This window comes from Streptomyces flavidovirens DSM 40150 (genome assembly GCF_000429085.1).
GTDB lineage: Bacteria > Actinomycetota > Actinomycetes > Streptomycetales > Streptomycetaceae > Streptomyces > Streptomyces flavidovirens.
Window position 1 is genome coordinate 82,453 of sequence record NZ_AUBE01000015.1, and the last position, 18,214, is coordinate 100,666.

Genomic DNA, 18,214 nt, shown 5'->3' on the forward strand with positions numbered 1-18,214 from the left:
GCTCACAGCGACGGTGCCTCCTCAAGCAGCGGGTGGCCCCACTTTTCCACGAAGGCGGCCTCTACGGCAGCGCCCACCTTGTAAAGGCGGTCGTCCTTCATGGCGGGGGCGATGATCTGGAGACCGACCGGCATGCCGTCCTCGGGCGCGAGGCCGCAGGGCAGCGACATGGCGGCGTTGCCGGCCAGGTTGGTCGGGATGGTGCACAGGTCGGCGAGGTACATCGCCATCGGGTCGTCGGCGCGCTCGCCGATCGGGAAGGCGGTGGTGGGCGTGGTCGGCGAGACGATCACGTCGACCTTCTCGAAGGCCTTCTCGAAGTCCTGCGTGATGAGGGTGCGGACCTTCTGCGCGGATCCGTAGTACGCGTCGTAGTAGCCGGAACTGAGCGCGTACGTGCCGAGAATGATCCGGCGCTTGACCTCGTCGCCGAAGCCGGCCTCACGGGTGAGGGCGGTGACCTCCTCGGCGGACTTCGTGCCGTCGTCGCCGACCCGCAGGCCGTAACGCATGGCGTCGAAGCGGGCCAGGTTGGAGGAGCACTCGGAGGGGGCGATGAGGTAGTACGCGGACAGCGCCAGGTCGAAGGACGGGCAGTCCAGCTCGACGATCTCGGCGCCGAGCTCCTTCATCAGCTCCACGGACTCGTCGAAGCGCTGGAGGACACCGGCCTGGTAGCCCTCGCCGCGGAACTGCTTGACGACGCCGACGCGCATGCCGGCGACGGAGCCGTTGCGGGCGGCCTCGACGACCGGCGGGACCGGGGCGTCGATGGAGGTCGAGTCCAGCGGGTCGTGCCCGGCGATGACCTCGTGCAGGAGTGCGGCGTCCAGGACCGTACGGGCGCAGGGGCCGCCCTGGTCGAGGGAGGACGAGAAGGCGACCATGCCGTAGCGGGAGACGCCGCCGTACGTGGGCTTGACGCCGACGGTGCCGGTGACGGCGGCGGGCTGGCGGATGGAACCGCCGGTGTCCGTGCCGATGGCCAGCGGCGCCTCGTACGACGCGAGGGCGGCGGAGGAGCCGCCTCCGGAGCCGCCGGGGATCTTGGTCAGGTCCCAGGGGTTGCCGGTCGGACCGTACGCGCTGTTCTCGGTGGAGGACCCCATGGCGAACTCGTCCATGTTGGTCTTGCCGAGGATGACGACGTCGGCCGCCTTGAGCTTGCGGGTGACCGTGGCGTCGTACGGCGGGATCCAGCCTTCGAGGATCTTCGAGCCGACGGTGGTCGGCATGCCCTCGGTGGTGAAGATGTCCTTGAGCGCGAGCGGTACGCCGGCCAGCGGGCCGAGCTTCTCGCCGTTCTCCCTCTTCGCGTCGACGGCGCGAGCCTGGGCCAGGGCCCCCTCGCGGTCGACGTGCAGGAAGGCCTGCACCTTCTCGTCGACGGCGTCGATCCGGGCCAGGTGGGCCTCGGTCACCTCGACGGCCGTGAGCTCACCCGAAGCGATCTTCGCGGCGGTCTCGGCGGCGGTGAGCTTGATGATGTGCTCGACGTTGTGTGTGGCGGTCGTCATGGTGATTAGTCCTCCCCCAGGATCCGCGGCACCTTGAAACGCTGCTGCTCCTGGGCGGGGGCGCCGGAGAGGGCCTGCTCCGGGGTGAGCGACGGACGGACCTCGTCCGCGCGCATGACGTTCGTCAGCGGCAGCGGGTGGGAGGTCGGCGGTACGTCTTGGTCGGCGACCTCGGAGACGCGGGCGACCGCGCCGATGATGTCGTCGAGCTGACCGGCGAAGTGATCGAGCTCTTCGCCCTTCAGCTCCAGACGCGCCAGCCGTGCGAGGTGGGCGACCTCCTCGCGCGTGATGCCAGGCATGCAGCGATCCTCAGGGGTGAGTGTGTGGATTTTGGCCCAATCCTATGGGGCTCGGGCCCCTGCCCACGAAACGGATTCCCTGCGAACCGCCTCGTACGCTCCTCACACACGTCCCATGTACTCCTCGCGCACTTCTCATGCGCTTCTCATGCGCTCCTGATGCACTCCGGGTGCCGCTACTTCACCGGCTGGCCGGACGGGGACGGGGACTGGCTCTGCGCCTCTTGCAGGGCGGCCGCGGCCGCGACGCGGTCCAGGTCGACCTGGCGGTGCCAGCCGCGCTCGCCCCTGGCCAGCAGCCAGGCCGTCGCCTCGTCCGGCGGCATCGCCGCCGCCACCAGCCAGCCCTGCACCGCGTCGCAGCCCAGGTCCCGCAGCCGCTCCCACGTCTCGTCGTCCTCGACGCCCTCCGCCACCACCAGCAGCCCCAGTGAGTGGGCGAGGTCGACCGTGCAGCGGACGATCTCGGCGTCCTCGTTGTCGACGGCCAGCCGGGCCACGAAGGACCGGTCGATCTTCAGCTCGCTCACCGGGAGCCGGCGCAGGTGCACGAGGGAGGAGTAGCCCGTACCGAAGTCGTCCAGCGACATCTTCACGCCGTGTCCGGTCAGGCCGGCCAGCGTGTCGGCCGCGCGCTGCGGGTCCTCAAGCAGCACGTGCTCCGTTATCTCGAGCTGGAGGGACCCGGCGGGAACACCGTGGCGGGCCAGCCGGGCCGCGACCGCTCCCGCGAAGCCGGGCGTGTGCACGTCGCGCGGCGACACATTCACCGCGACGGGAGTGTTCAGTCCCTGCGCCCGCCACCGGGCGACCTGTGCGAGCGCGGTCTCCAGGACGTACTCCGTCAGGTGCGGCATCAGCCCCGACGACTCCGCGATGGCGATGAACTCGTCCGGGGGGACCCGCCCGCGCTCCGGGTGCACCCACCGGACCAGCGCTTCCAGACCCGCCACCTGTCCGTCGAAGCGCACCTTCGGCTGATAGTGGAGTTCGACGTCACCCGCGTCGAGCGCCCGCCGCAGGTCGCCCAGCAGGCCGAGCCGGTCGGGTGTGTTGCTGTCCCGTTTGGATTCGTAGACCTCTACGCCCGTACGGTCCCGCTTGGCCTGATACATCGCCACGTCGGCGCGCCGCAGCAGTCCTTCCGCGTCCAGCGCGTGGTCGGGGAAGACGGCGACGCCCGCGCTGGCCTCCAGGACGAGCGTCAGGCCGTCCAGGTCGAGCGGCGAGGAGAGGTCGGCCACCAGGTGCCTGGCGATGCGCTGCGCACTGGTCGTCGAGTCCGCGGTGGGGAGCAGGACCGCGAACTCGTCACCGCCGAGCCGCGCGGCCTCCGCCCCGCGCGGCAGCGCCAGGCGCAGCCGGTCGGCTATCTGGAGCAGCAGCCGGTCGCCCGCCAGGTGGCCGAGGGTGTCGTTGACCGCTCTGAAACGGTCGAGGTCTATCAGTACGAGCGCGGACCTGGTGCCGGTGCTCTGGGCCTCTTCCAGCACCGGCCGGGCCCGCTGCAGCAGCCAGTGCCGGTTCGGCAGCCCGGTCAGCGGGTCCCGCAACTGCTCCTCCGCCCTGGCCCTGGCGATCCACAGCGTGGAGTCCAGCGCTATCAGCGGTACGGAGAACAGCGGCAGCAGGACCGGCAGCGCCACCGCGACCACGCAGATCAGCGGTGCGATACCGAGCAGGGCGACCGCGACGAGCGCCTGCCGGTACAGGGCCGTCCGGGCGACGGACGGCAGCCGTCCGCCGCGCGGCGCCAGCGTGTACCACAGGAGGACCCGGGTCAGGGCGAGATACGCGGTGGCGGCGAGCACGACCTCCGGGACCGTCTCTATCCCCCACTCCAGCGGGTTCCAGGGCTTCTCGACGGTCGGTACGTCGCCGAACACGGCCAGGACGAGCGCCGCGACACCTATCCCCAGGATGTCCACCGCGCCGTGCAGGAGTCCCTGTTTCCAGCGGTGCCTGCGGGCCACACCGACGAGCACCACGACGGCCAGACTGACCAGACCGGCGGGCACCCAGCCGTACAGCAGCAGGACGGCCAGGGTGAGCGCGGCGCCCGAGCCCGTGCCGCCCCACCACCGGTCGCGGCCGAGGGCGACCAGATGGCCGACGATGACTCCGGTGAGCAGCGCGAGGGACCAGCCGACCGTGCCGTTGGGGAACAGCGCGCGGTCCGCGGTCACGGCGCGGACCATCCCGGTGAACAGGACGAGGGCGGCCAGTGTCACGACGGCGGCGGGCAGCGCCCTCGGGGCGCCTGCCCACCGCCGCAGCCGTGAGGCCGGGTCGGCACTCTCGGTCGGTTTCATTGCGTCCCTCTCACAGCCGGCGGTGCCCCTGCCAAGCGGTGGCCCCGTTGTCATGCCGTTCACGACTGAAATCCCTTCCCCGGGCTCTTTATGAGCAGGGGACACCTCATTGCAGCCGTTCACGGCAGGCGCACATCTCAACAGTAGGCCGCAGAAGGCTCTCCGGGGCAGCGGTCCACCGCTGTTGCCCGAATGCGACCCAGCCACCCGAGTCCGTCTGCTATGCGCCGAACGGGTGATCCCGGCTGCGGTGCTTACCCCCTCTCACCGCCCCTTTCCCCGTCCCGCGCCACCCCTACTCCTCGGTCGGCACAGCCGCTTCACGGGCCGCGTCCGGACCCTCCGCCAAAAGGACGGCGAATCCCTCTTCGTTGAGAACAGGCACCTTCAACTGCATGGCTTTGTCGTACTTAGAGCCGGGGCTGTCGCCGACCACCACAAAACCGGTCTTCTTTGAAACAGATCCGGTCACTTTTGCTCCAAGGCTCTGGAGCGCCTCTTTCGCGCCATCCCTCGTGTAGTTCTGCAGGGTTCCGGTCACCACCACCGTGAGGCCCTCCAGCGGGCGCGGCCCCTGCTCCTCGCCGGCGCCCTCTTCCTCCATCCGGACCCCGGCGGCCCGCCACTTGCGCAGGATCTCCCGGTGCCAGTCCTCCTCGAACCACTGTTTGAGCGAGGCGGCGATGGTCGGCCCGACGCCCTCCACGGCGGCCAGTTCCTCCTCCGGCGCCTGCTCGATCCGGTCCAGCGAACGGAACTCGCGGGCCAACGCCTCCGCCGCGACGGGCCCCACGTGCCGGATGGAAAGACCGGTGATGATCCGGGCCAGCGGCCGCTGCTTCGCAGCCGCGATGTTCTCCAGCATGGCGAGGGTGTTCTTCTTCGGCTCGCCCTTCTGGTTGGCGAAGAAGGTGACGACCTTCTCCTCACCCGTCTTCGGGTCCCGCTTGGGAAGCCCTGAATCCTGGTCCAGTACGTACGACTTGATGGGCAGCAGCTGCTCGACCTTGAGGTCGAACAGGTCGCCCTCGTCGCGCAGCGGCGGCTCGGCCGGCTCCAGCGGTCTGGTGAGCGCGGCCGCCGCGACGTACCCGAAGTTCTCGATGTCCAGGGACTTGCGCCCCGCCAGGTAGAACAGCCGCTCACGCAACTGGGCGGGGCACGAGCGGGCGTTGGGACAGCGGAGGTCGATGTCCGCCTCCTTCATCGGCCGCAGCGGCGTACCGCACTCGGGGCACTCGGACGGCATGACGAACTCCCGCTCGGTGCCGTTTCGCAGGTCCACGACCGGCCCGAGGATCTCGGGGATGACGTCGCCCGCCTTGCGCAGCACCACCGTGTCCCCGATGCGCACGCCCTTGGCCTTCACCACTTCCTGGTTGTGCAGGGTGGCGAACTCGACCTCGGAACCGGCGACCGTCACCGGCTCCACCTGGGCGTACGGCGTCACGCGCCCCGTACGCCCGACCCCCACCCGGATGTTCACCAGCTTGGTGTTGACCTCCTCCGGCGCGTACTTCCAGGCGATGGCCCAGCGCGGCGCCCGCGAGGTCGAGCCGAGCCGCCCCTGGAGGCGGATCTCGTCGAGCTTGACGACGACGCCGTCGATCTCGTGCTCCACGGAGTGCCGGTTCTCGCCGAAGTACGCGATGAACTCCCGTACGCCCGCGAGGTCGTTCACGACCCTGTTGTGCCGCGCGACCGGCAGGCCCCACTCGCGCAGCAGCTCGTACGCCTGCGACAGGCGGTCGATGTCCAGGCCCTCGCGCGCCCCGATGCCGTGCACCACCATGTGCAGCGGGCGGCTCGCGGTGACCTTGGGGTCCTTCTGCCGCAGCGAACCCGCCGCCGCGTTGCGCGGGTTGGCGAAGGGCTTGTCCTCCGCGGCCACCAGCCGTGCGTTCAGCTCCTGGAACTTCTCCATCGGGAAGTAGACCTCGCCGCGGATCTCGACCAGGTCCGGGATCCGGTCGCCCTTCAGCCGGTCCGGGATGCCCGCGATCGTACGGACGTTGGGCGTGATGTCCTCGCCCGTGCGCCCGTCGCCCCGCGTCGCGGCCCGCGTCAGCCGCCCCTTCTCGTACGTCAGATTGACCGCCAGGCCGTCCACCTTCAGCTCGCACAGCAGGTGGTACGGCACCGAGCCCAGCTCATTGGCCACGCGCTCGCCCCAGGCCGTGAGCTCCTCGTCGTCGAAGGCGTTGTCGAGGGAGAGCATGCGCTCGCGGTGCTGGACCGCCGTGAAGTCCGTTTCGTACGCCCCGGCGACCTTCTGGGTCGGCGAGTCGGGCGTACGCAGCTCGGGGTACTCGTCCTCCAGCGCTTCCAGCGTCCGCAGCAGCCGGTCGAACTCGGCATCGCTGATGACCGGCTGGTCCTTCACGTAGTACCGGAAGCGGTGCTCCTCGACCTGCTCAGCGAGCTGTGCGTGCCGATCCCGTGCCTCCGCGGGTACCGCCACCTGCTGTTCGCCAGCCACCGTCTTGTCCTCCCGTTTCCGACAGTTTTCGATTCCCGTTACTCAGGGTTGTCCGCGAGCGATCTCGCGGCCCTGGCGCAGTGCGCGAGCGCGGCGCGCGCGTACGCCGGGGAAGCCCCCGCGAGCCCGCACGACGGAGTGATCACCAGGGACTCGGCCAGCGTCCCCGGATTCAGCCCCAGCCTGCGCCACAGCGTCCTGACACCCATGACGCTACCGGCCGGGTCTGACAATGCCGTGTCGGTGCCGGGCACGATTCCGGCGAACAGCTTCGTACCGCCCTCCACCGCTTCACCGATCGCGTCATCGTCACGCTCGGTGAGCAGGGAGAAATCGAACGAGACTCCCGCCGCACCCGCCCTGCGCAGCAGCGCGAAAGGCACGTCCGGCGCGCAGGAATGGACCACGGCCGGACCGTCGTGGGCCCTCATCACATCCCGCAGCGTCCCCTCGACGACCTGGCGGTCCACCGCCCGGTACGTCCGGTACCCGCTGGCGGTCCTGACCTGGCCCCGCAGTACGGCCGTCAGCGACGGCTCGTCGAGCTGGAGCACCACCCGCGCGCCCGGCACCCGCCGCCGCACCTCCGCGAGATGCGCCCGCAGCCCCTCGGCCAGCGAACCCGCGAGGTCGCGTACCGCGCCCGGGTCGCGGAGCACGGACTCGCCGTTGCGCGTTTCGACCCCGGCCGCCAGCGTCCACGGCCCGACGGCCTGGACCTTCAGCGGGCCCGTGTACCCCTGCGTGAACTCCTCCAGCGCGTCGAGGTCCTCCCCCAGCCAGGACCGCGCCCGCCGCGTGTCGCGCCCCGGCCGGTCGCTGACGCGCCAGCCGCTGGGTTCGAGATGGACGTACATCTCGACGAGCATTCCGGCGCTCCGCCCGATCATGTCGGCGCCGGGGCCGCGCGCGGGCAGCTCCGCCAGGTGCGGGAAGTCCTCGAAGCTGCCGGCGACGGCCCTGGCGGTCTCGCGGGCGTCTCCACCGGGCATGGACCCGACGCCGGTCGCCGGGCCACACGCGAACGCGTCCGTGGGCCCGCTCATCGGCCCGGCCGTACGGACAGGTCGTTGACCTCTGCGTCGCGCGGGAGGTCGAGGGCCATGAGGATCGTCGTCGCGACCGACTCCGGGTCGATCCAGCGCGACGGGTCGTACGTCTTGCCCTCCTGCTGGTGCACCTTCTCCTGCATGGCGCTGGCGGTACGCCCCGGATAGACCGAGGTGACGCGCACACCGTTGGCGTGCTCCTCCTCGCGCAGCGCGTCGGCGAGGGCCTTCAGACCATGCTTGCTGGCGGCGTACGGGCCCCATTCGGCATGCGCGGCGAGACCGGCACCCGAGTTGACGAAGACCACATGCCCCTTGTCCTGGCGGAGTTGGGGCAGGAAGAGCCGGGTCAGCTCGGCCGGGGCGACCAGGTTCACGTTCAGCTGGCTGTGCCAGGTCTTCGTACCCAGGTCGCCGATCCGGCCGAGGTCGACGACGCCCGCGATGTGCAGCAGCGAGTCCACCCGCTCCGGCATCGGCTGGTGCGAGAACGCCCAGGAGAGCCTGTCCGGGTTCGCGAGGTCGCCGACGAGCGTACGGGCGCCGGGGAGAGCGTCCGCGAGCTGCTTGGCGCGGCCCGCGTCGCGGGCCATCAGGACGACGTCGTCGCCGCGCTCGTGCAGGCGGCGGGCGACGGCCGCGCCGATGCCCGAGCCCGCTCCGGTGATCACATGTGTAGCCATAGGCCCCATGCTCGCATCACCGCACGCCGGTCGACTCCTCAAGGTAGGCGAGTGCCGCGACGCCGTCCTCCGCGAAGAAGACCAGGTCGGCTAGGGGGACGGGCAGGAAGCCCTCCGCCTCCATCCGCTGGAACGCAGCTTCAGGCCGTCGTAGAAGCCCGCCGCGTTGAGGAGCACCACCCGCTTGGTGTGATCACAACCGCGTCGGACTTGGCGAGCATCAGCGCCTTGGGGAAGAACCTAGGCCGCGCGCATGCTGGAGTGTGAGACGGCTGTCGCCCCACAAGGACCGACGAACCGAGGAGAGGGTCGCCCGTGACCGCAGGACACCGCATCACCGTCGAGCAGGGCACCGAGCATGTGCGCGTCACGCACGGCGGGCAGGTGCTGGCGGAGAGCCGGCGGCCGCTGCTGCTGCGCGAGACGGGCCTGCCGGTGCGTTACTACCTGCCGCCCGAGGACGTCAGGACCGACCTGCTGACACCTTCGGACAAGCGCACCCACTGCCCCTTCAAGGGAGACGCCTCGTACTGGTCGGTGCCGGACGCGCCGGACCTGGTGTGGGCGTACCTCGATCCGAAGCCCGAAGTGACCGCCGTGAAGGGCCACTTCTGCTTCTACGAGACGGACGTTGTCCGTACGGGCTGAATGTCTTTCGCGGGGAGCGATGAGTTCCCGGGCGCCGCCCGGTCAGCACCGTATGACCAAAGTGATTTCACGTGACGGCACGCCCATCGCCTGCTCGCGCCGCACTTCGGCGTCGTCACGTACGACCGGCGCGGACGCGGCGACAGTGGGGACACCGCGCCCTACGCGGTGGCGCGGGAAGTCGAGGACCTGGCGGCCCGTGGGGGGGCGCCGCCGCCTCGGGTTACGTGCACAGCAAATGCCCTGATCAGGCGACGAGCGCGGGCGGTTGCGGGGACGGTCCGTCCGCGATGGCGAGCTCGAACCAGATCGTCTTGCCGCCGGGCCCGTACGGCCCCTCCCCTATGGCGCAGCCGCCCCACCGGTCGGCGACGAGTTCCAGAATGGCCAGCCCCCGGCCCGCTTCGGAGTCGGCACCGGCGCGCGGTGCGTACGGCTTTGGCAGATCCGGGCTCATGTCCCAGACGCTGACGCGCAGTACGGGATGCAGCCATTGGAGCCGTACGGCGGCGGGCCCCTTGGTGTGCTGTACGGAGTTGGTGGCCAGCTCCGACGCCAATAGCTCGGCGCGGTAGCTGAGTTCGGCGAGGTCGTGCGCGGAGAGGATGGCACGGAGGGTGGTGCGGGCGATGCGTGGGCTGCGGGGGTCGCAGGGGAAGCTGAGTTCGTACTGCCACGGTTCGGTGAACGGGATGGGCGTGGGGTGGGGGCGTGGGTGTAGGTAGGGAGTTGACCCTGTCCTCACGAGGCACCTCCTGGGTGCGTGCGAGCGGCGACAAGTGGACGTGCGCCACGGGGCGTTGGGCGTCGGAAACGGTGGCAATGCCGACCTCCTGCCTCCGGGTAGGCCAGAAACCGGTGCACTTCCGTCTGCGACGGCTACGTTGAGTGGCGCAACACACACGCTAGAGCACTTCGGCTCACACGTGAGTCATTTTCTCACGAAAGAGTGACCTGTTGATTGGCTCACTAGACCGCCCGACAGTGCCCCTGTAAGACTGCGCGCGGGCACGAGAGAGGTTTCATGGCTCCACGGAATGCACCCACAGGCCGCCAGCGCCGCTTGGCAGCGGAAGTACGCCGCATGCGCGAGCAGGCCGGCATCTCGATCCAGGAGGCGGCCGCGATGCTCGGCGCCGACCGGACGATGGTCTCCAACATCGAGGCAGGCCGCACCGGGCTCAGCGAGGACCGGGTGCGTCAACTCGCCTGCCACTACAGATGTCCAGACTCAGCGCTGGTCGACGCACTCGCGGCGATGGCGGGCAGCCGCCGGACCCGGCACTGGTGGGACGAATACCGGGGCAAGCTCCCGGACGGGTTTCTCGACGTCTCCGAGATCGAGCACTACGCGACGCGCATCCGGACGGCACAGACTGTGCACCTGCCTGGCCTCTTCCAGATCGAAGAGCATGCACGCGCCATCTTCGACTTCACGGTGCCGAAGTTGCCACGGCTGGAGGTTGAACTGCGCGTAGCGCACCGGATGGCCCGCCAGGCCGTCCTCGCTGGAAAGAACCCCACTCCATACCTCGGCATCATCCATGAGGCCGCGTTGCGGCTGGAGTTCGGTGGCCGGGATGTGGCTCGCCAACAACTGGTACACCTCGCGGACGCATCCGAGCGAGACCATGTCACGCTGCTGGTCATCCCGTTCAGCGCGGGCGCCTTCCACGGCGCGGGACAGTCGATCCTCTACGCCGAGGGCCCCGTGCCGCAGTTGGACACGGTCCACCTGGACACGTCGTTCGGCGCGCAATTCGTGGATGCCCCTACGCCGCTGACCAACTATCGTTCCCTTCTGGACCTGATGGAGGGCTCCGCACTCCCTCCTGATGAGTCACAGAAGCTCATCCGGTCCATCGCCCGCGAGCTGTGAGAGGTCCAGAAGATGTCCGAACGTGACTGGCAACGCTCGTCTTTCTGCGGAGGAGGCGGCAACAATTGCGTCGAACTCGCTACGGCGCAAGGCAACGGCGTCGCGATCCGGGAGAGCGAGACTCCGGGGCTGGTCGTGTCGACGAACCGGGCCGCGCTGCGCGCGCTTGTGCTCGGCGTGAAGGCCGGGGAGGTCGGACCTCCCCGAGCCTGACACGTCGACCGCGCCGGGCCACAAGCCGTCCCCTGTGGTGGATCAGACGGCGGTCGCAGCCGCGCGCGCCGTCGTCGCGATCGTCGCCGAGCCGACCACGCGGGTGCCGTCGTACAGGACGATCGCCTGGCCGGGGGCGACGCCGCGTACCGGCTCGGTGAAGGTGACCCGCAGCTCCGAGCCGTCGACCAGCTCCGCCGTCACCGGTGTCTCGCCGCCGTGGGCGCGCAGCTGGGCCGTGTACGTGCCGCTGCCCGCCGGGGGCGTGCCGCACCAGCGGGGCTTGATGGCGGTCAGGGAGGTGACGTCCAGGGCCTCGGCCGGGCCCACCGTCACCGTGTTGTTCACGGGGGAGATGTCCAGGACGTAGCGCGGCTTGCCGTCGGGCGCCGGGTGGCCGATGCGCAGGCCCTTGCGCTGGCCGATGGTGAAGCCGAAGGCGCCGTCGTGGGTGCCGAGCTTGGTGCCCGACTCGTCGAGGATGTCGCCCTCCGCCTTGCCGCCGAGACGGTTCGCCAGGAAGCCCTGGGTGTCGCCGTCAGCGATGAAGCAGATGTCGTGGCTGTCGGGCTTCTTCGCGACCGCCAGACCCCGGCGCTCGGCCTCAGCGCGGATCTCGTCCTTCGTGGTGAGGGTGTCGCCGAGCGGGAACATCGCGTGCGCGAGCTGCCGCTCGTCGAGGACCCCGAGGACGTACGACTGGTCCTTGGCCATGTCGGACGCCCGGTGGAGCTCGCGGCTGCCGTCCTCGTTCACGACGACCGTGGCGTAGTGGCCGGTGGCCACCGCGTCGAAGCCGAGCGCCAGCGCCTTGTCGAGCAGCGCCGCGAACTTGATCTTCTCGTTGCAGCGCAGGCACGGGTTCGGGGTGCGCCCGGCCTCGTACTCCGCGACGAAGTCCTCGACCACGTCCTCGCGGAAGCGCTCGGCGAGGTCCCAGACGTAGAAGGGGATGCCGATGACGTCGGCGGCGCGGCGCGCGTCGCGCGAGTCCTCGATCGTGCAGCAGCCGCGCGCGCCCGTACGGAACGACTGCGGGTTCGCGGACAGGGCGAGGTGTACGCCGGTCACATCGTGCCCGGCCTCGGCGGCGCGGGCGGCGGCAACGGCGGAGTCGACCCCGCCGGACATGGCGGCGAGGACACGGAGGCGGCGCGGGGTCTCAGTCATAGCTCCACCAGGGTAGACGGAACCACCGACAGGGCCGAAAGCGTTAAAGGGCGCATGGGGCAGAAGAGGGTGGCAGGGGTGAGCAGACGGGCGCTGTTCATCGGGGGCGGGGCGGCCGTCGTGGGCGGTACGGCGGCCCTGTTCGGGGAGGAGTTGTCCCGGCTGTGGTGGCTCGTGCCGGGCATCGACAAGCAGCGGGTGGAGGGAGAGGTGGATCACAAGGGGGCCCAGTGGGTGGCCGCGTCGGCAGCGAATCTGCGGACCGCCGACCGGCCCGCCGACTACACCATCGACCGCATCGTGATCCACGTGACGCAGGGCAGCTTCGCGTCGGCCGTGCGCGTCTTCAAGAGCCCGCTGCACGCGGCCGCCGCGCACTACATAGTGCGCGCGAAGGACGGCCACATCACGCAGATGGCGCGGGAGCTCGATGTGGCCTACCACGCCGGGAACCGCTCGTACAACGAACGCTCCGTCGGCATCGAGCACGAGGGTTTCGTCGACCGGCCGGAGGACTTCACCGACGTCATGTACGCGTCGTCGGCGCGCCTCGCCGCGGGGATCTGCCGGCGGTACGAGATACCCGCCGACCGGGAGCACATCATCGGCCACGTCGAGATTCCGGGCACCGACCACACGGACCCCGGCCCGCACTGGGACTGGCCCCGCTACCTCCGGCTCGTACAGAAGGAGCTGGCCGGCGGCCCGCCCGCCAAGGCGTAGTCCTTCAGCGGATCAGACCAGTCCGGCCGTACGCGCCCGTTCCACCGCCGGGCCGATCGCCTCCGCCACTGCCGCCACGTCGTCGGCCGTGGAGGTGTGCCCGAACGAGAAGCGCAATGTGCCGCGCGCGAGGTCCGGGTCGGTTCCGGTGGCCAGCACGACATGGCTGGGCTGGGCGACTCCGGCCGTACAGGCGGATCCGGTGGAGCATTCGATGCCCTGCGCGTCGAGGAGCAGGAGCAGGGAGTCGCCCTCGCAGCCGGGGAAGGTGAAGTGGGCGTTGGCGGGCAGCCGGCCGGCCGGGGACGGGTCGCCACCGAGGACCGCCTCGGGAACAGCGGCGCGTACGGCCGCGACCAGGTCGTCGCGCAGGCCGCCGATCTCGCGCGCGAACCACTCGCGCCGCTCGGCCGCGATCCGGCCCGCCACCGCGAAGGCGGCGATGGCCGGGGCGTCGAGGGTGCCGGAGCGCACGTGCCGCTCCTGGCCGCCGCCGTGCAGCACGGGGACGGGGGTGTACTCGCGGCCGAGCAGCAGCGCGCCGATGCCGTACGGGCCGCCGATCTTGTGCCCCGAGACGGTCATCGCGGCCAGCCCGGAGGCGGCGAAGTCGACGTCGAGCTGGCCGAAGGCCTGTACCGCGTCGGCGTGCAGCGGTACGCCGAACTCGCCTGCCACGTCGGCCAGTTCGCGGACCGGCATGACGGTGCCGATCTCGTTGTTGGCCCACATCACGGTGGCCATGGCGACATCGGAGGGATCGCGCTCGATGGCCTCGCGCAGCGCCGCCGGGTGCACCCTGCCGTACGAGTCGACCGGCAGGTACTCGACGGTCGCGCCCTCGTGTTCGCCCAGCCAGTGGACGGCGTCCAGCACGGCGTGGTGCTCGACAGGGCTGGCCAGGACGCGGGTTCTGCGCGGGTCTGCGTCGCGCCGCGCCCAGTACAGGCCCTTCACGGCGAGGTTGTCGGCCTCGGTGCCGCCGGCGGTGAAGACCACCTCGCTCGGCCGGGCGCCGAGGGACTCGGCGAGCATCTCGCGGGCCTCCTCGACGGTACGCCGCGCCCATCGGCCGGCGGCGTGCAGGGACGACGCGTTGCCGGTGACGGCGAGCTGGGCGGTCATCGCCCCGACCGCTTCCGGAAGCATCGGGGTGGTCGCGGCGTGGTCGAGGTAAGCCATGGTGCACTCGATTCTACGAGTCCCCCGGCTCCCCCCGGTCCCGCCCTCGCTCCCCCGCCGGCATTCACCCGCGTCCGGTCAGCCGCCGAAGGTCCAGGACACGGTGTGGACGGCCGAGGCGAGGACGGCGAGCACCACCAGGTCGGCCACACCGAGGCCGAGGCCGAGCAGCGCCCTGCCCCGGCGTGCGGTGCCCCGCCACAGGGCCATGGAGGCCAGGACGACGGCGATGGGGCCGAGGAAGATGTTGAAGACGAGCAGTCCGACGAGGCCGAGCACGAACGAGGCGACGGCCATGCCGTCGGCGTCCCGCGTGCCGGTGCGGGCGCGTGCGGATGCGGATGCGGTGAACTCCATGGCGCGGTCAGCTCCTTCGGGTGGACCGTCGCGCGTGACGCTCACGGGCGGCGAAGACGAGCAGCCAGACGCCGATGAGCGCGGCGGCGGCCAGGGACACCGGGACCGGAACATGCGCCACCGAGCCCATCAGCACCCCCAGCAACATGAGTGCCGCTACGAGGACCAACACGTGAACCCCTCCTGAGAGTACGGCTGTTCACTGACTATCCAGTCTAGGACTCACCCCGCGGTTCCCCGCAACAGAGAACAGTTGTTTACTGAATGTCATGAGTCACACCGTCGGCGTCCGCGAGGCCCAGAAACAGAAGACCCGCAAGGCCCTCATGGAAGCGGCCCTCGTCCTCCTTGAGGGCCAGAGCCTGAGCAGCCTCGGTCTGCGCGAGGTCACCCGCGCCGTCGGCGTCGCCCCGACCGCCTTCTACCGGCACTTCCGCGACACGGCCGATCTCGGCGTCGCACTCGTCGACGAGGCGCTCGGCAGCCTGCACGCGGTGATCCGCGCGACCCTCACCGCGACCGGCGACAGCGCCGGGCGCATCGACAGCACGGTCGGCCTCATCGCCCGCCACGTCCACGCGCACCCCGCCCACATCCGCTTCATCACCCGCGAACGCCACGGCGGCGTGGAGCGGGTACGCACCGCGATAGGCGAGCAACTACGCCTGTTCGCCGACGAGGTGGCGGCCTGGCTCGCCACCCAGCCGGACTGCGCGGCCTGGAGCGAGGACGACCGGCGGATGCTCGCGCATGTCTACGTCGACCACATGGTGATGACCGCGTCCGCGTTCCTGGAGGCCGAGTCGTACGGCGCGGAGCGCGTCGAGGCCGCCGCCTCCCTCGCCCGCCGCCAGCTGCGCCTGGTCAGCCTCGGCCGCCGCCACTGGCTGGACTGACAGCCGGGGCGACCAGCCGCAGGGGCACTCAGCCGCGCGGTGCCCGCGCCAGCTGCCGGGACTGGGCGACGAGCCGGTCCGCGCTGTCCCAGACCTCGGCGTCCTCCTCCAGGAAGCCGCCGGCGAGGTTGCGGGTGGTGATGGAGACACGCAGCGGGCCGGGGGCGGGCCGGCAGCGTATGTGGGTGGTGAGTTCGACGGTCGGCGTCCAGCCCTTGAGGCCCAGCTCGAACGAGGTCGGCGGCAGGGCGTCGACCGTGAGCAGCAGCGAGAGCGGGTCGGCGTCACGGCCGTCGGCGAGGCCGAACCAGCCGCGCATCTCGCCCTTGCCCGAGGGCGCGCCGACGGCCCAGCCGGCGGTGGCGGGGTCGAGCCGGATGTCGAGGCGCTCGGTGATGCCCGAGCTGCCGGGGATGACGGCGGACCCGGCGTCGTTGCCCAGGCAGTGCTCGTACGGCGGCATGACAGGCGGCTTCGCCGTGGTGCGTACGTCGTCGGGCAGGGCGTCCAGGTCGCCGTAGGAGGCGAGGACCCGGATCCGCTCGACCTCGGTGCCGTCGTCGGCGTACTGGAAGAGGGACGCCTGGCCGGTGGAGAGGGTGCGTCCGCTGCGGACGGTCTGCGTACGGACGACTGCCTTGCCGGGTACGGACGGCGTCAGGTAGTGCGCCGAGACGGTGAACGGGTCCGGGTGCGGCAGGGCGTCGCGGAGTGCCCGGCCGAGCAGGGCGAGGAGGTAGCCGCCGTTGACGGCGTGGATGATCGTCCAGCCTGCGGAGAGTTCCGCGTCGTAGACGCCGGGTTCGCCCGATTCGCGCGGGGAGATCGCGGTGTCGCGGTCGAACTCGCTGTCCCCGATGGATGCCTGTGCCATGGCATGCACGGTACACCGGCACATTACTAAGCGGTAGCTAAGTGGTGGCCTCGGATTGCTCCTCGGCCTTGGCCGAGCTCCGGTGCCAGGCGCGCGGCGCCCGCCAGTGGAAGTGCATGGCGAGCAATCGCAGCATGAAAGCGGTGACGACGGCGACGCCGCTGGTCAGCGCGTTCAGCGCGTCGAAGCGGATGCACAGGGCGACCATCGCGGCCCCGACGATCGCAGGGACGGCGTACAGATCGCGGTCCCAGCGCAGCAGCGAGGGCACCTCGTTGGCGAGGACGTCCCGCAGTACGCCGCCACCGACCGCGGTCGCCAGGCCCAGGGCCGCCGAAGCGGTCAGGCCGAGCCCGTAGTCGTACGCCTTGGTGGTGCCGGTGACGCAGAAGAGCCCGAGCCCGGCGGCGTCGAAGGCGTTGACCCCGCCCTGGATGCGCTCGACCTCCGGGTGCAGGAAGAAGACCAGGGCGGCCGCGATCAGCGGGGTGGTGAAGTACCCGAGGTCGGTGAAGGCGGCCGGCGGCACCGCGCCGATGATGAGGTCGCGGAACAGCCCTCCGCCCAGCGCGGTGACCTCTGCGAGCACCGCGATGCCGAAGACGTCGAAGTTCTTGCGCACGGCGAGCAGGGCGCCGGAGATCGCGAAGACGAAGATCCCGGCGAGGTCGAGCGAATGCTGGACGGAGGGCGTGAAGAGTTCCTGGAACACCGGGCAATTGTGCCGGTTCTATTCCTTGCTGCTGTCCTCCGTGCCCGCGGGCGCGGTTCCCCCGCTTTCGGCAGTCCCCGCCCCCGCCGCCGGCGGCGTGACGTCGACGATCGCGATCGCCTCACGCGCCGTCTCCAGCACCGCCGACGATTGAGGCGCCTGGTCGGGCGCGTTCTCCGCGTGATGGCAGGCCACCTGGTGGCCGGTCTTCAGGGCCGTCAGCACCGGCTCGCGCGTCGTGCAGATGTCCGTCGCCTTCCAGCACCGCGTGTGGAAGCGGCACCCCGAGGGCGGCGAGATCGGCGAGGGCACATCGCCCTTGAGCAGGATGCGCTCGCGCTTGTGCTTGCTGCGCGGGTCGGGCACCGGGACGGCCGACAGCAGCGCCTTGGAGTACGGGTGCATGGGCGACTCGTACAGCGCCTTGCGGTCCGCCAGCTCGACGATCTTGCCGAGGTACATCACGGCGATGCGGTCCGAGACGTGCCGGATGACCGAGAGGTCGTGCGCGATGATCACGTACGTGAGGCCGAGCTCGTCCTGGAGGTCGTCCAGCAGGTTCACCACCTGCGCCTGGATCGACACGTCCAGGGCCGACACCGGCTCGTCGGCGACGACCAGCTTCGGCTTGAGCGCGAGCGCCCGCGCGATGCCGATGCGCTGGCGCTGCCCGCCCGAGAACTCGTGCGGATAGCGGTTGTAGTGCTCCGGGTTGAGACCCACCAGCTCCAGCAGCCGCTGGACCTCCCGCTTCACCCCGCCCTCGGGCGTGATGTTCTGCAGCTTGAAGGGGGCGCTGATGATCGTGCCGACCGTGTGACGCGGGTTCAGCGAGGAGTACGGGTCCTGGAAGATCATCTGTACGTCGCGCCGCAGCGGACGCATCTGCCCGGTGCCGAGGTGGGTGATGTCCCGGCCCTCGAACTCGATCTTCCCCTTGGTCGGTTCCAGCAGCCGCGTGATCAGCCGGCCCATGGTCGACTTGCCGCAGCCCGACTCGCCCACCACGCCGAGGGTCTCCCCCGGCCGTACGTCGAAGTCGAGGCCGTCGACGGCCTGGACCGCGCCGACCTGGCGCTGGAGGACGCCCTTCTTGATGGGGAAGTGCTTCACCAGGCCGCTGACCCTGAGCAGGGGCTCGGGTGAAGGGGAAGGGGAAGAAGGGGAAGGCGAAGAGGATGCCTGCTCCGGGATCGTCACTTCAGGATCCTTCGTCTC

Annotated in this window: 19 protein-coding genes and 2 pseudogenes; 6 read left to right on the forward strand and 15 right to left on the reverse strand. The window is 70.5% G+C overall.

Annotated elements, in window-relative coordinates; genetic code table 11:
* Positions 1 to 2 precede the first annotated feature (2 nt).
* The 7 genes and pseudogenes from gatA to G412_RS35425 all read right to left on the reverse strand — a co-directional run.
* The gene (gatA, locus tag G412_RS0120980; protein ID WP_028813791.1) at positions 3 to 1,517 is read right to left on the reverse strand and encodes an Asp-tRNA(Asn)/Glu-tRNA(Gln) amidotransferase subunit GatA; all 1,515 of its coding nucleotides are present in this window, start codon (positions 1,515 to 1,517) and stop codon (positions 3 to 5) included.
* Positions 1,518 to 1,522: 5 nt separating this feature from the next.
* On the reverse strand, positions 1,523 to 1,819 hold the full coding sequence (gene gatC / locus G412_RS0120985; protein WP_028813792.1) for an Asp-tRNA(Asn)/Glu-tRNA(Gln) amidotransferase subunit GatC: 297 nt from the start codon (positions 1,817 to 1,819) through the stop codon (positions 1,523 to 1,525).
* Between the two features lie 176 nt (positions 1,820 to 1,995).
* Positions 1,996 to 4,185, reverse strand: coding sequence for a putative bifunctional diguanylate cyclase/phosphodiesterase (locus G412_RS35420; RefSeq protein WP_425274498.1), 2,190 nt, complete (start codon positions 4,183 to 4,185; stop codon positions 1,996 to 1,998).
* Between the two features lie 241 nt (positions 4,186 to 4,426).
* A complete protein-coding gene (ligA, locus tag G412_RS0120995; RefSeq protein ID WP_028813793.1) occupies positions 4,427 to 6,610 on the reverse strand; it encodes an NAD-dependent DNA ligase LigA in 2,184 nt (727 codons plus the stop codon).
* Between the two features lie 38 nt (positions 6,611 to 6,648).
* Positions 6,649 to 7,656, reverse strand: coding sequence for a methionine synthase (locus G412_RS0121000; protein ID WP_028813794.1), 1,008 nt, complete (start codon positions 7,654 to 7,656; stop codon positions 6,649 to 6,651).
* Complete coding sequence (locus tag G412_RS0121005; RefSeq protein WP_028813795.1) at positions 7,653 to 8,342, reverse strand: SDR family oxidoreductase; 690 nt, start codon at positions 8,340 to 8,342, stop codon at positions 7,653 to 7,655. Before G412_RS0121005 ends, G412_RS0121000 begins: the two co-directional genes overlap by 4 nt.
* Positions 8,343 to 8,358: 16 nt before the next feature.
* A pseudogene (locus G412_RS35425) lies at positions 8,359 to 8,534 on the reverse strand (LOG family protein); the annotation flags it as partial.
* 123 nt (positions 8,535 to 8,657) lie between these two features.
* On the opposite strand from G412_RS35425, the gene G412_RS0121015 reads away from it, so the two are divergent.
* Together G412_RS0121015 and G412_RS41070 are read left to right on the forward strand one after the other, a co-directional pair.
* Positions 8,658 to 8,990 carry a DUF427 domain-containing protein gene (locus tag G412_RS0121015; RefSeq protein WP_028813796.1) on the forward strand — a complete coding sequence of 111 codons (333 nt, stop codon included), beginning with the start codon at positions 8,658 to 8,660 and terminating at the stop codon, positions 8,988 to 8,990.
* A gap of 90 nt (positions 8,991 to 9,080) precedes the next feature.
* Positions 9,081 to 9,188, forward strand: a pseudogene (locus G412_RS41070) (alpha/beta fold hydrolase); the annotation flags it as partial.
* Between the two features lie 49 nt (positions 9,189 to 9,237).
* On the opposite strand, the gene G412_RS0121020 reads toward G412_RS41070, so the two are convergent.
* A complete protein-coding gene (locus G412_RS0121020) occupies positions 9,238 to 9,735 on the reverse strand; it encodes an ATP-binding protein (RefSeq protein ID WP_028813797.1) in 498 nt (165 codons plus the stop codon).
* Positions 9,736 to 10,014: 279 nt separating this feature from the next.
* Between G412_RS0121020 and G412_RS0121025 the strand changes: the two genes are divergently transcribed.
* Both G412_RS0121025 and G412_RS38355 read left to right on the forward strand, forming a co-directional pair.
* Positions 10,015 to 10,869: a helix-turn-helix domain-containing protein gene (locus tag G412_RS0121025; RefSeq protein ID WP_028813798.1), complete on the forward strand. Its 855-nt coding sequence runs from the start codon at positions 10,015 to 10,017 to the stop codon at positions 10,867 to 10,869.
* 12 nt (positions 10,870 to 10,881) lie between these two features.
* Positions 10,882 to 11,082: a DUF397 domain-containing protein gene (locus G412_RS38355; protein ID WP_078607219.1), complete on the forward strand. Its 201-nt coding sequence runs from the start codon at positions 10,882 to 10,884 to the stop codon at positions 11,080 to 11,082.
* Between the two features lie 42 nt (positions 11,083 to 11,124).
* Here G412_RS38355 and mnmA read toward each other — a convergent pair whose 3' ends face one another.
* Complete coding sequence (gene mnmA, locus G412_RS0121030) at positions 11,125 to 12,252, reverse strand: tRNA 2-thiouridine(34) synthase MnmA (protein WP_028813799.1); 1,128 nt, start codon at positions 12,250 to 12,252, stop codon at positions 11,125 to 11,127.
* 54 nt (positions 12,253 to 12,306) lie between these two features.
* On the opposite strand from mnmA, the gene G412_RS35430 reads away from it, so the two are divergent.
* Positions 12,307 to 12,975 carry an N-acetylmuramoyl-L-alanine amidase gene (locus G412_RS35430; protein ID WP_037649427.1) on the forward strand — a complete coding sequence of 223 codons (669 nt, stop codon included), beginning with the start codon at positions 12,307 to 12,309 and terminating at the stop codon, positions 12,973 to 12,975.
* A gap of 12 nt (positions 12,976 to 12,987) precedes the next feature.
* On the opposite strand, the gene G412_RS0121045 is transcribed toward G412_RS35430, so the two are convergent.
* The 3 genes from G412_RS0121045 to G412_RS40270 form a co-directional block, all read right to left on the reverse strand.
* Positions 12,988 to 14,157 carry a cysteine desulfurase family protein gene (locus G412_RS0121045; RefSeq protein ID WP_028813801.1) on the reverse strand — a complete coding sequence of 390 codons (1,170 nt, stop codon included), beginning with the start codon at positions 14,155 to 14,157 and terminating at the stop codon, positions 12,988 to 12,990.
* A 78-nt stretch (positions 14,158 to 14,235) separates the two neighbouring features.
* Positions 14,236 to 14,514 (reverse strand): hypothetical protein, encoded by a 279-nt coding sequence (locus G412_RS0121050; protein ID WP_028813802.1) that lies wholly within the window; start codon positions 14,512 to 14,514, stop codon positions 14,236 to 14,238.
* Between the two features lie 7 nt (positions 14,515 to 14,521).
* Positions 14,522 to 14,686, reverse strand: a complete 165-nt coding sequence (locus G412_RS40270; protein ID WP_028813803.1) for a hypothetical protein — start codon at positions 14,684 to 14,686, stop codon at positions 14,522 to 14,524.
* 97 nt (positions 14,687 to 14,783) lie between these two features.
* On the opposite strand from G412_RS40270, the gene G412_RS0121060 reads away from it, so the two are divergent.
* The gene (locus G412_RS0121060; protein ID WP_028813804.1) at positions 14,784 to 15,410 is read left to right on the forward strand and encodes a TetR family transcriptional regulator; all 627 of its coding nucleotides are present in this window, start codon (positions 14,784 to 14,786) and stop codon (positions 15,408 to 15,410) included.
* Positions 15,411 to 15,438: 28 nt separating this feature from the next.
* Here G412_RS0121060 and G412_RS0121065 read toward each other — a convergent pair whose 3' ends face one another.
* The 3 genes from G412_RS0121065 to G412_RS35435 are packed head-to-tail and all read right to left on the reverse strand — an operon-like array spanning position 15,439 to position 18,196.
* On the reverse strand, positions 15,439 to 16,284 hold the full coding sequence (locus G412_RS0121065) for a thioesterase family protein (protein WP_028813805.1): 846 nt from the start codon (positions 16,282 to 16,284) through the stop codon (positions 15,439 to 15,441).
* A 37-nt stretch (positions 16,285 to 16,321) separates the two neighbouring features.
* Complete coding sequence (locus tag G412_RS0121070) at positions 16,322 to 16,996, reverse strand: trimeric intracellular cation channel family protein (RefSeq protein ID WP_028813806.1); 675 nt, start codon at positions 16,994 to 16,996, stop codon at positions 16,322 to 16,324.
* Positions 16,997 to 17,014: 18 nt separating this feature from the next.
* Positions 17,015 to 18,196: an ABC transporter ATP-binding protein gene (locus G412_RS35435; RefSeq protein ID WP_106964138.1), complete on the reverse strand. Its 1,182-nt coding sequence runs from the start codon at positions 18,194 to 18,196 to the stop codon at positions 17,015 to 17,017.
* Positions 18,197 to 18,214: the final 18 nt, after the last annotated feature.

What these genes read in the sequence shown, in the direction of transcription:
- G412_RS0121050 (WP_028813802.1), bottom strand. Translation starts at nt 14,514, where the DNA reads ATGGAGTTCACCGCATCCGCATCCGCACGCGCCCGCACCGGCACGCGG.
- G412_RS0121045 (WP_028813801.1), bottom strand. Translation starts at nt 14,157, where the DNA reads ATGGCTTACCTCGACCACGCCGCGACCACCCCGATGCTTCCGGAAGCG.
- G412_RS0121005 (WP_028813795.1), bottom strand. Translation starts at nt 8,342, where the DNA reads ATGGCTACACATGTGATCACCGGAGCGGGCTCGGGCATCGGCGCGGCC.
- G412_RS35420 (WP_425274498.1), bottom strand. Translation starts at nt 4,185, where the DNA reads ATGACAACGGGGCCACCGCTTGGCAGGGGCACCGCCGGCTGTGAGAGG.
- G412_RS0121060 (WP_028813804.1), top strand. Translation starts at nt 14,784, where the DNA reads ATGAGTCACACCGTCGGCGTCCGCGAGGCCCAGAAACAGAAGACCCGC.
- G412_RS0121025 (WP_028813798.1), top strand. Translation starts at nt 10,015, where the DNA reads ATGGCTCCACGGAATGCACCCACAGGCCGCCAGCGCCGCTTGGCAGCG.
- G412_RS0121065 (WP_028813805.1), bottom strand. Translation starts at nt 16,284, where the DNA reads ATGGCACAGGCATCCATCGGGGACAGCGAGTTCGACCGCGACACCGCG.
- gatA (WP_028813791.1), bottom strand. Translation starts at nt 1,517, where the DNA reads ATGACGACCGCCACACACAACGTCGAGCACATCATCAAGCTCACCGCC.
- G412_RS35430 (WP_037649427.1), top strand. Translation starts at nt 12,307, where the DNA reads ATGGGGCAGAAGAGGGTGGCAGGGGTGAGCAGACGGGCGCTGTTCATC.
- G412_RS0121000 (WP_028813794.1), bottom strand. Translation starts at nt 7,656, where the DNA reads ATGAGCGGGCCCACGGACGCGTTCGCGTGTGGCCCGGCGACCGGCGTC.
- gatC (WP_028813792.1), bottom strand. Translation starts at nt 1,819, where the DNA reads ATGCCTGGCATCACGCGCGAGGAGGTCGCCCACCTCGCACGGCTGGCG.
- G412_RS38355 (WP_078607219.1), top strand. Translation starts at nt 10,882, where the DNA reads ATGTCCGAACGTGACTGGCAACGCTCGTCTTTCTGCGGAGGAGGCGGC.
- mnmA (WP_028813799.1), bottom strand. Translation starts at nt 12,252, where the DNA reads ATGACTGAGACCCCGCGCCGCCTCCGTGTCCTCGCCGCCATGTCCGGC.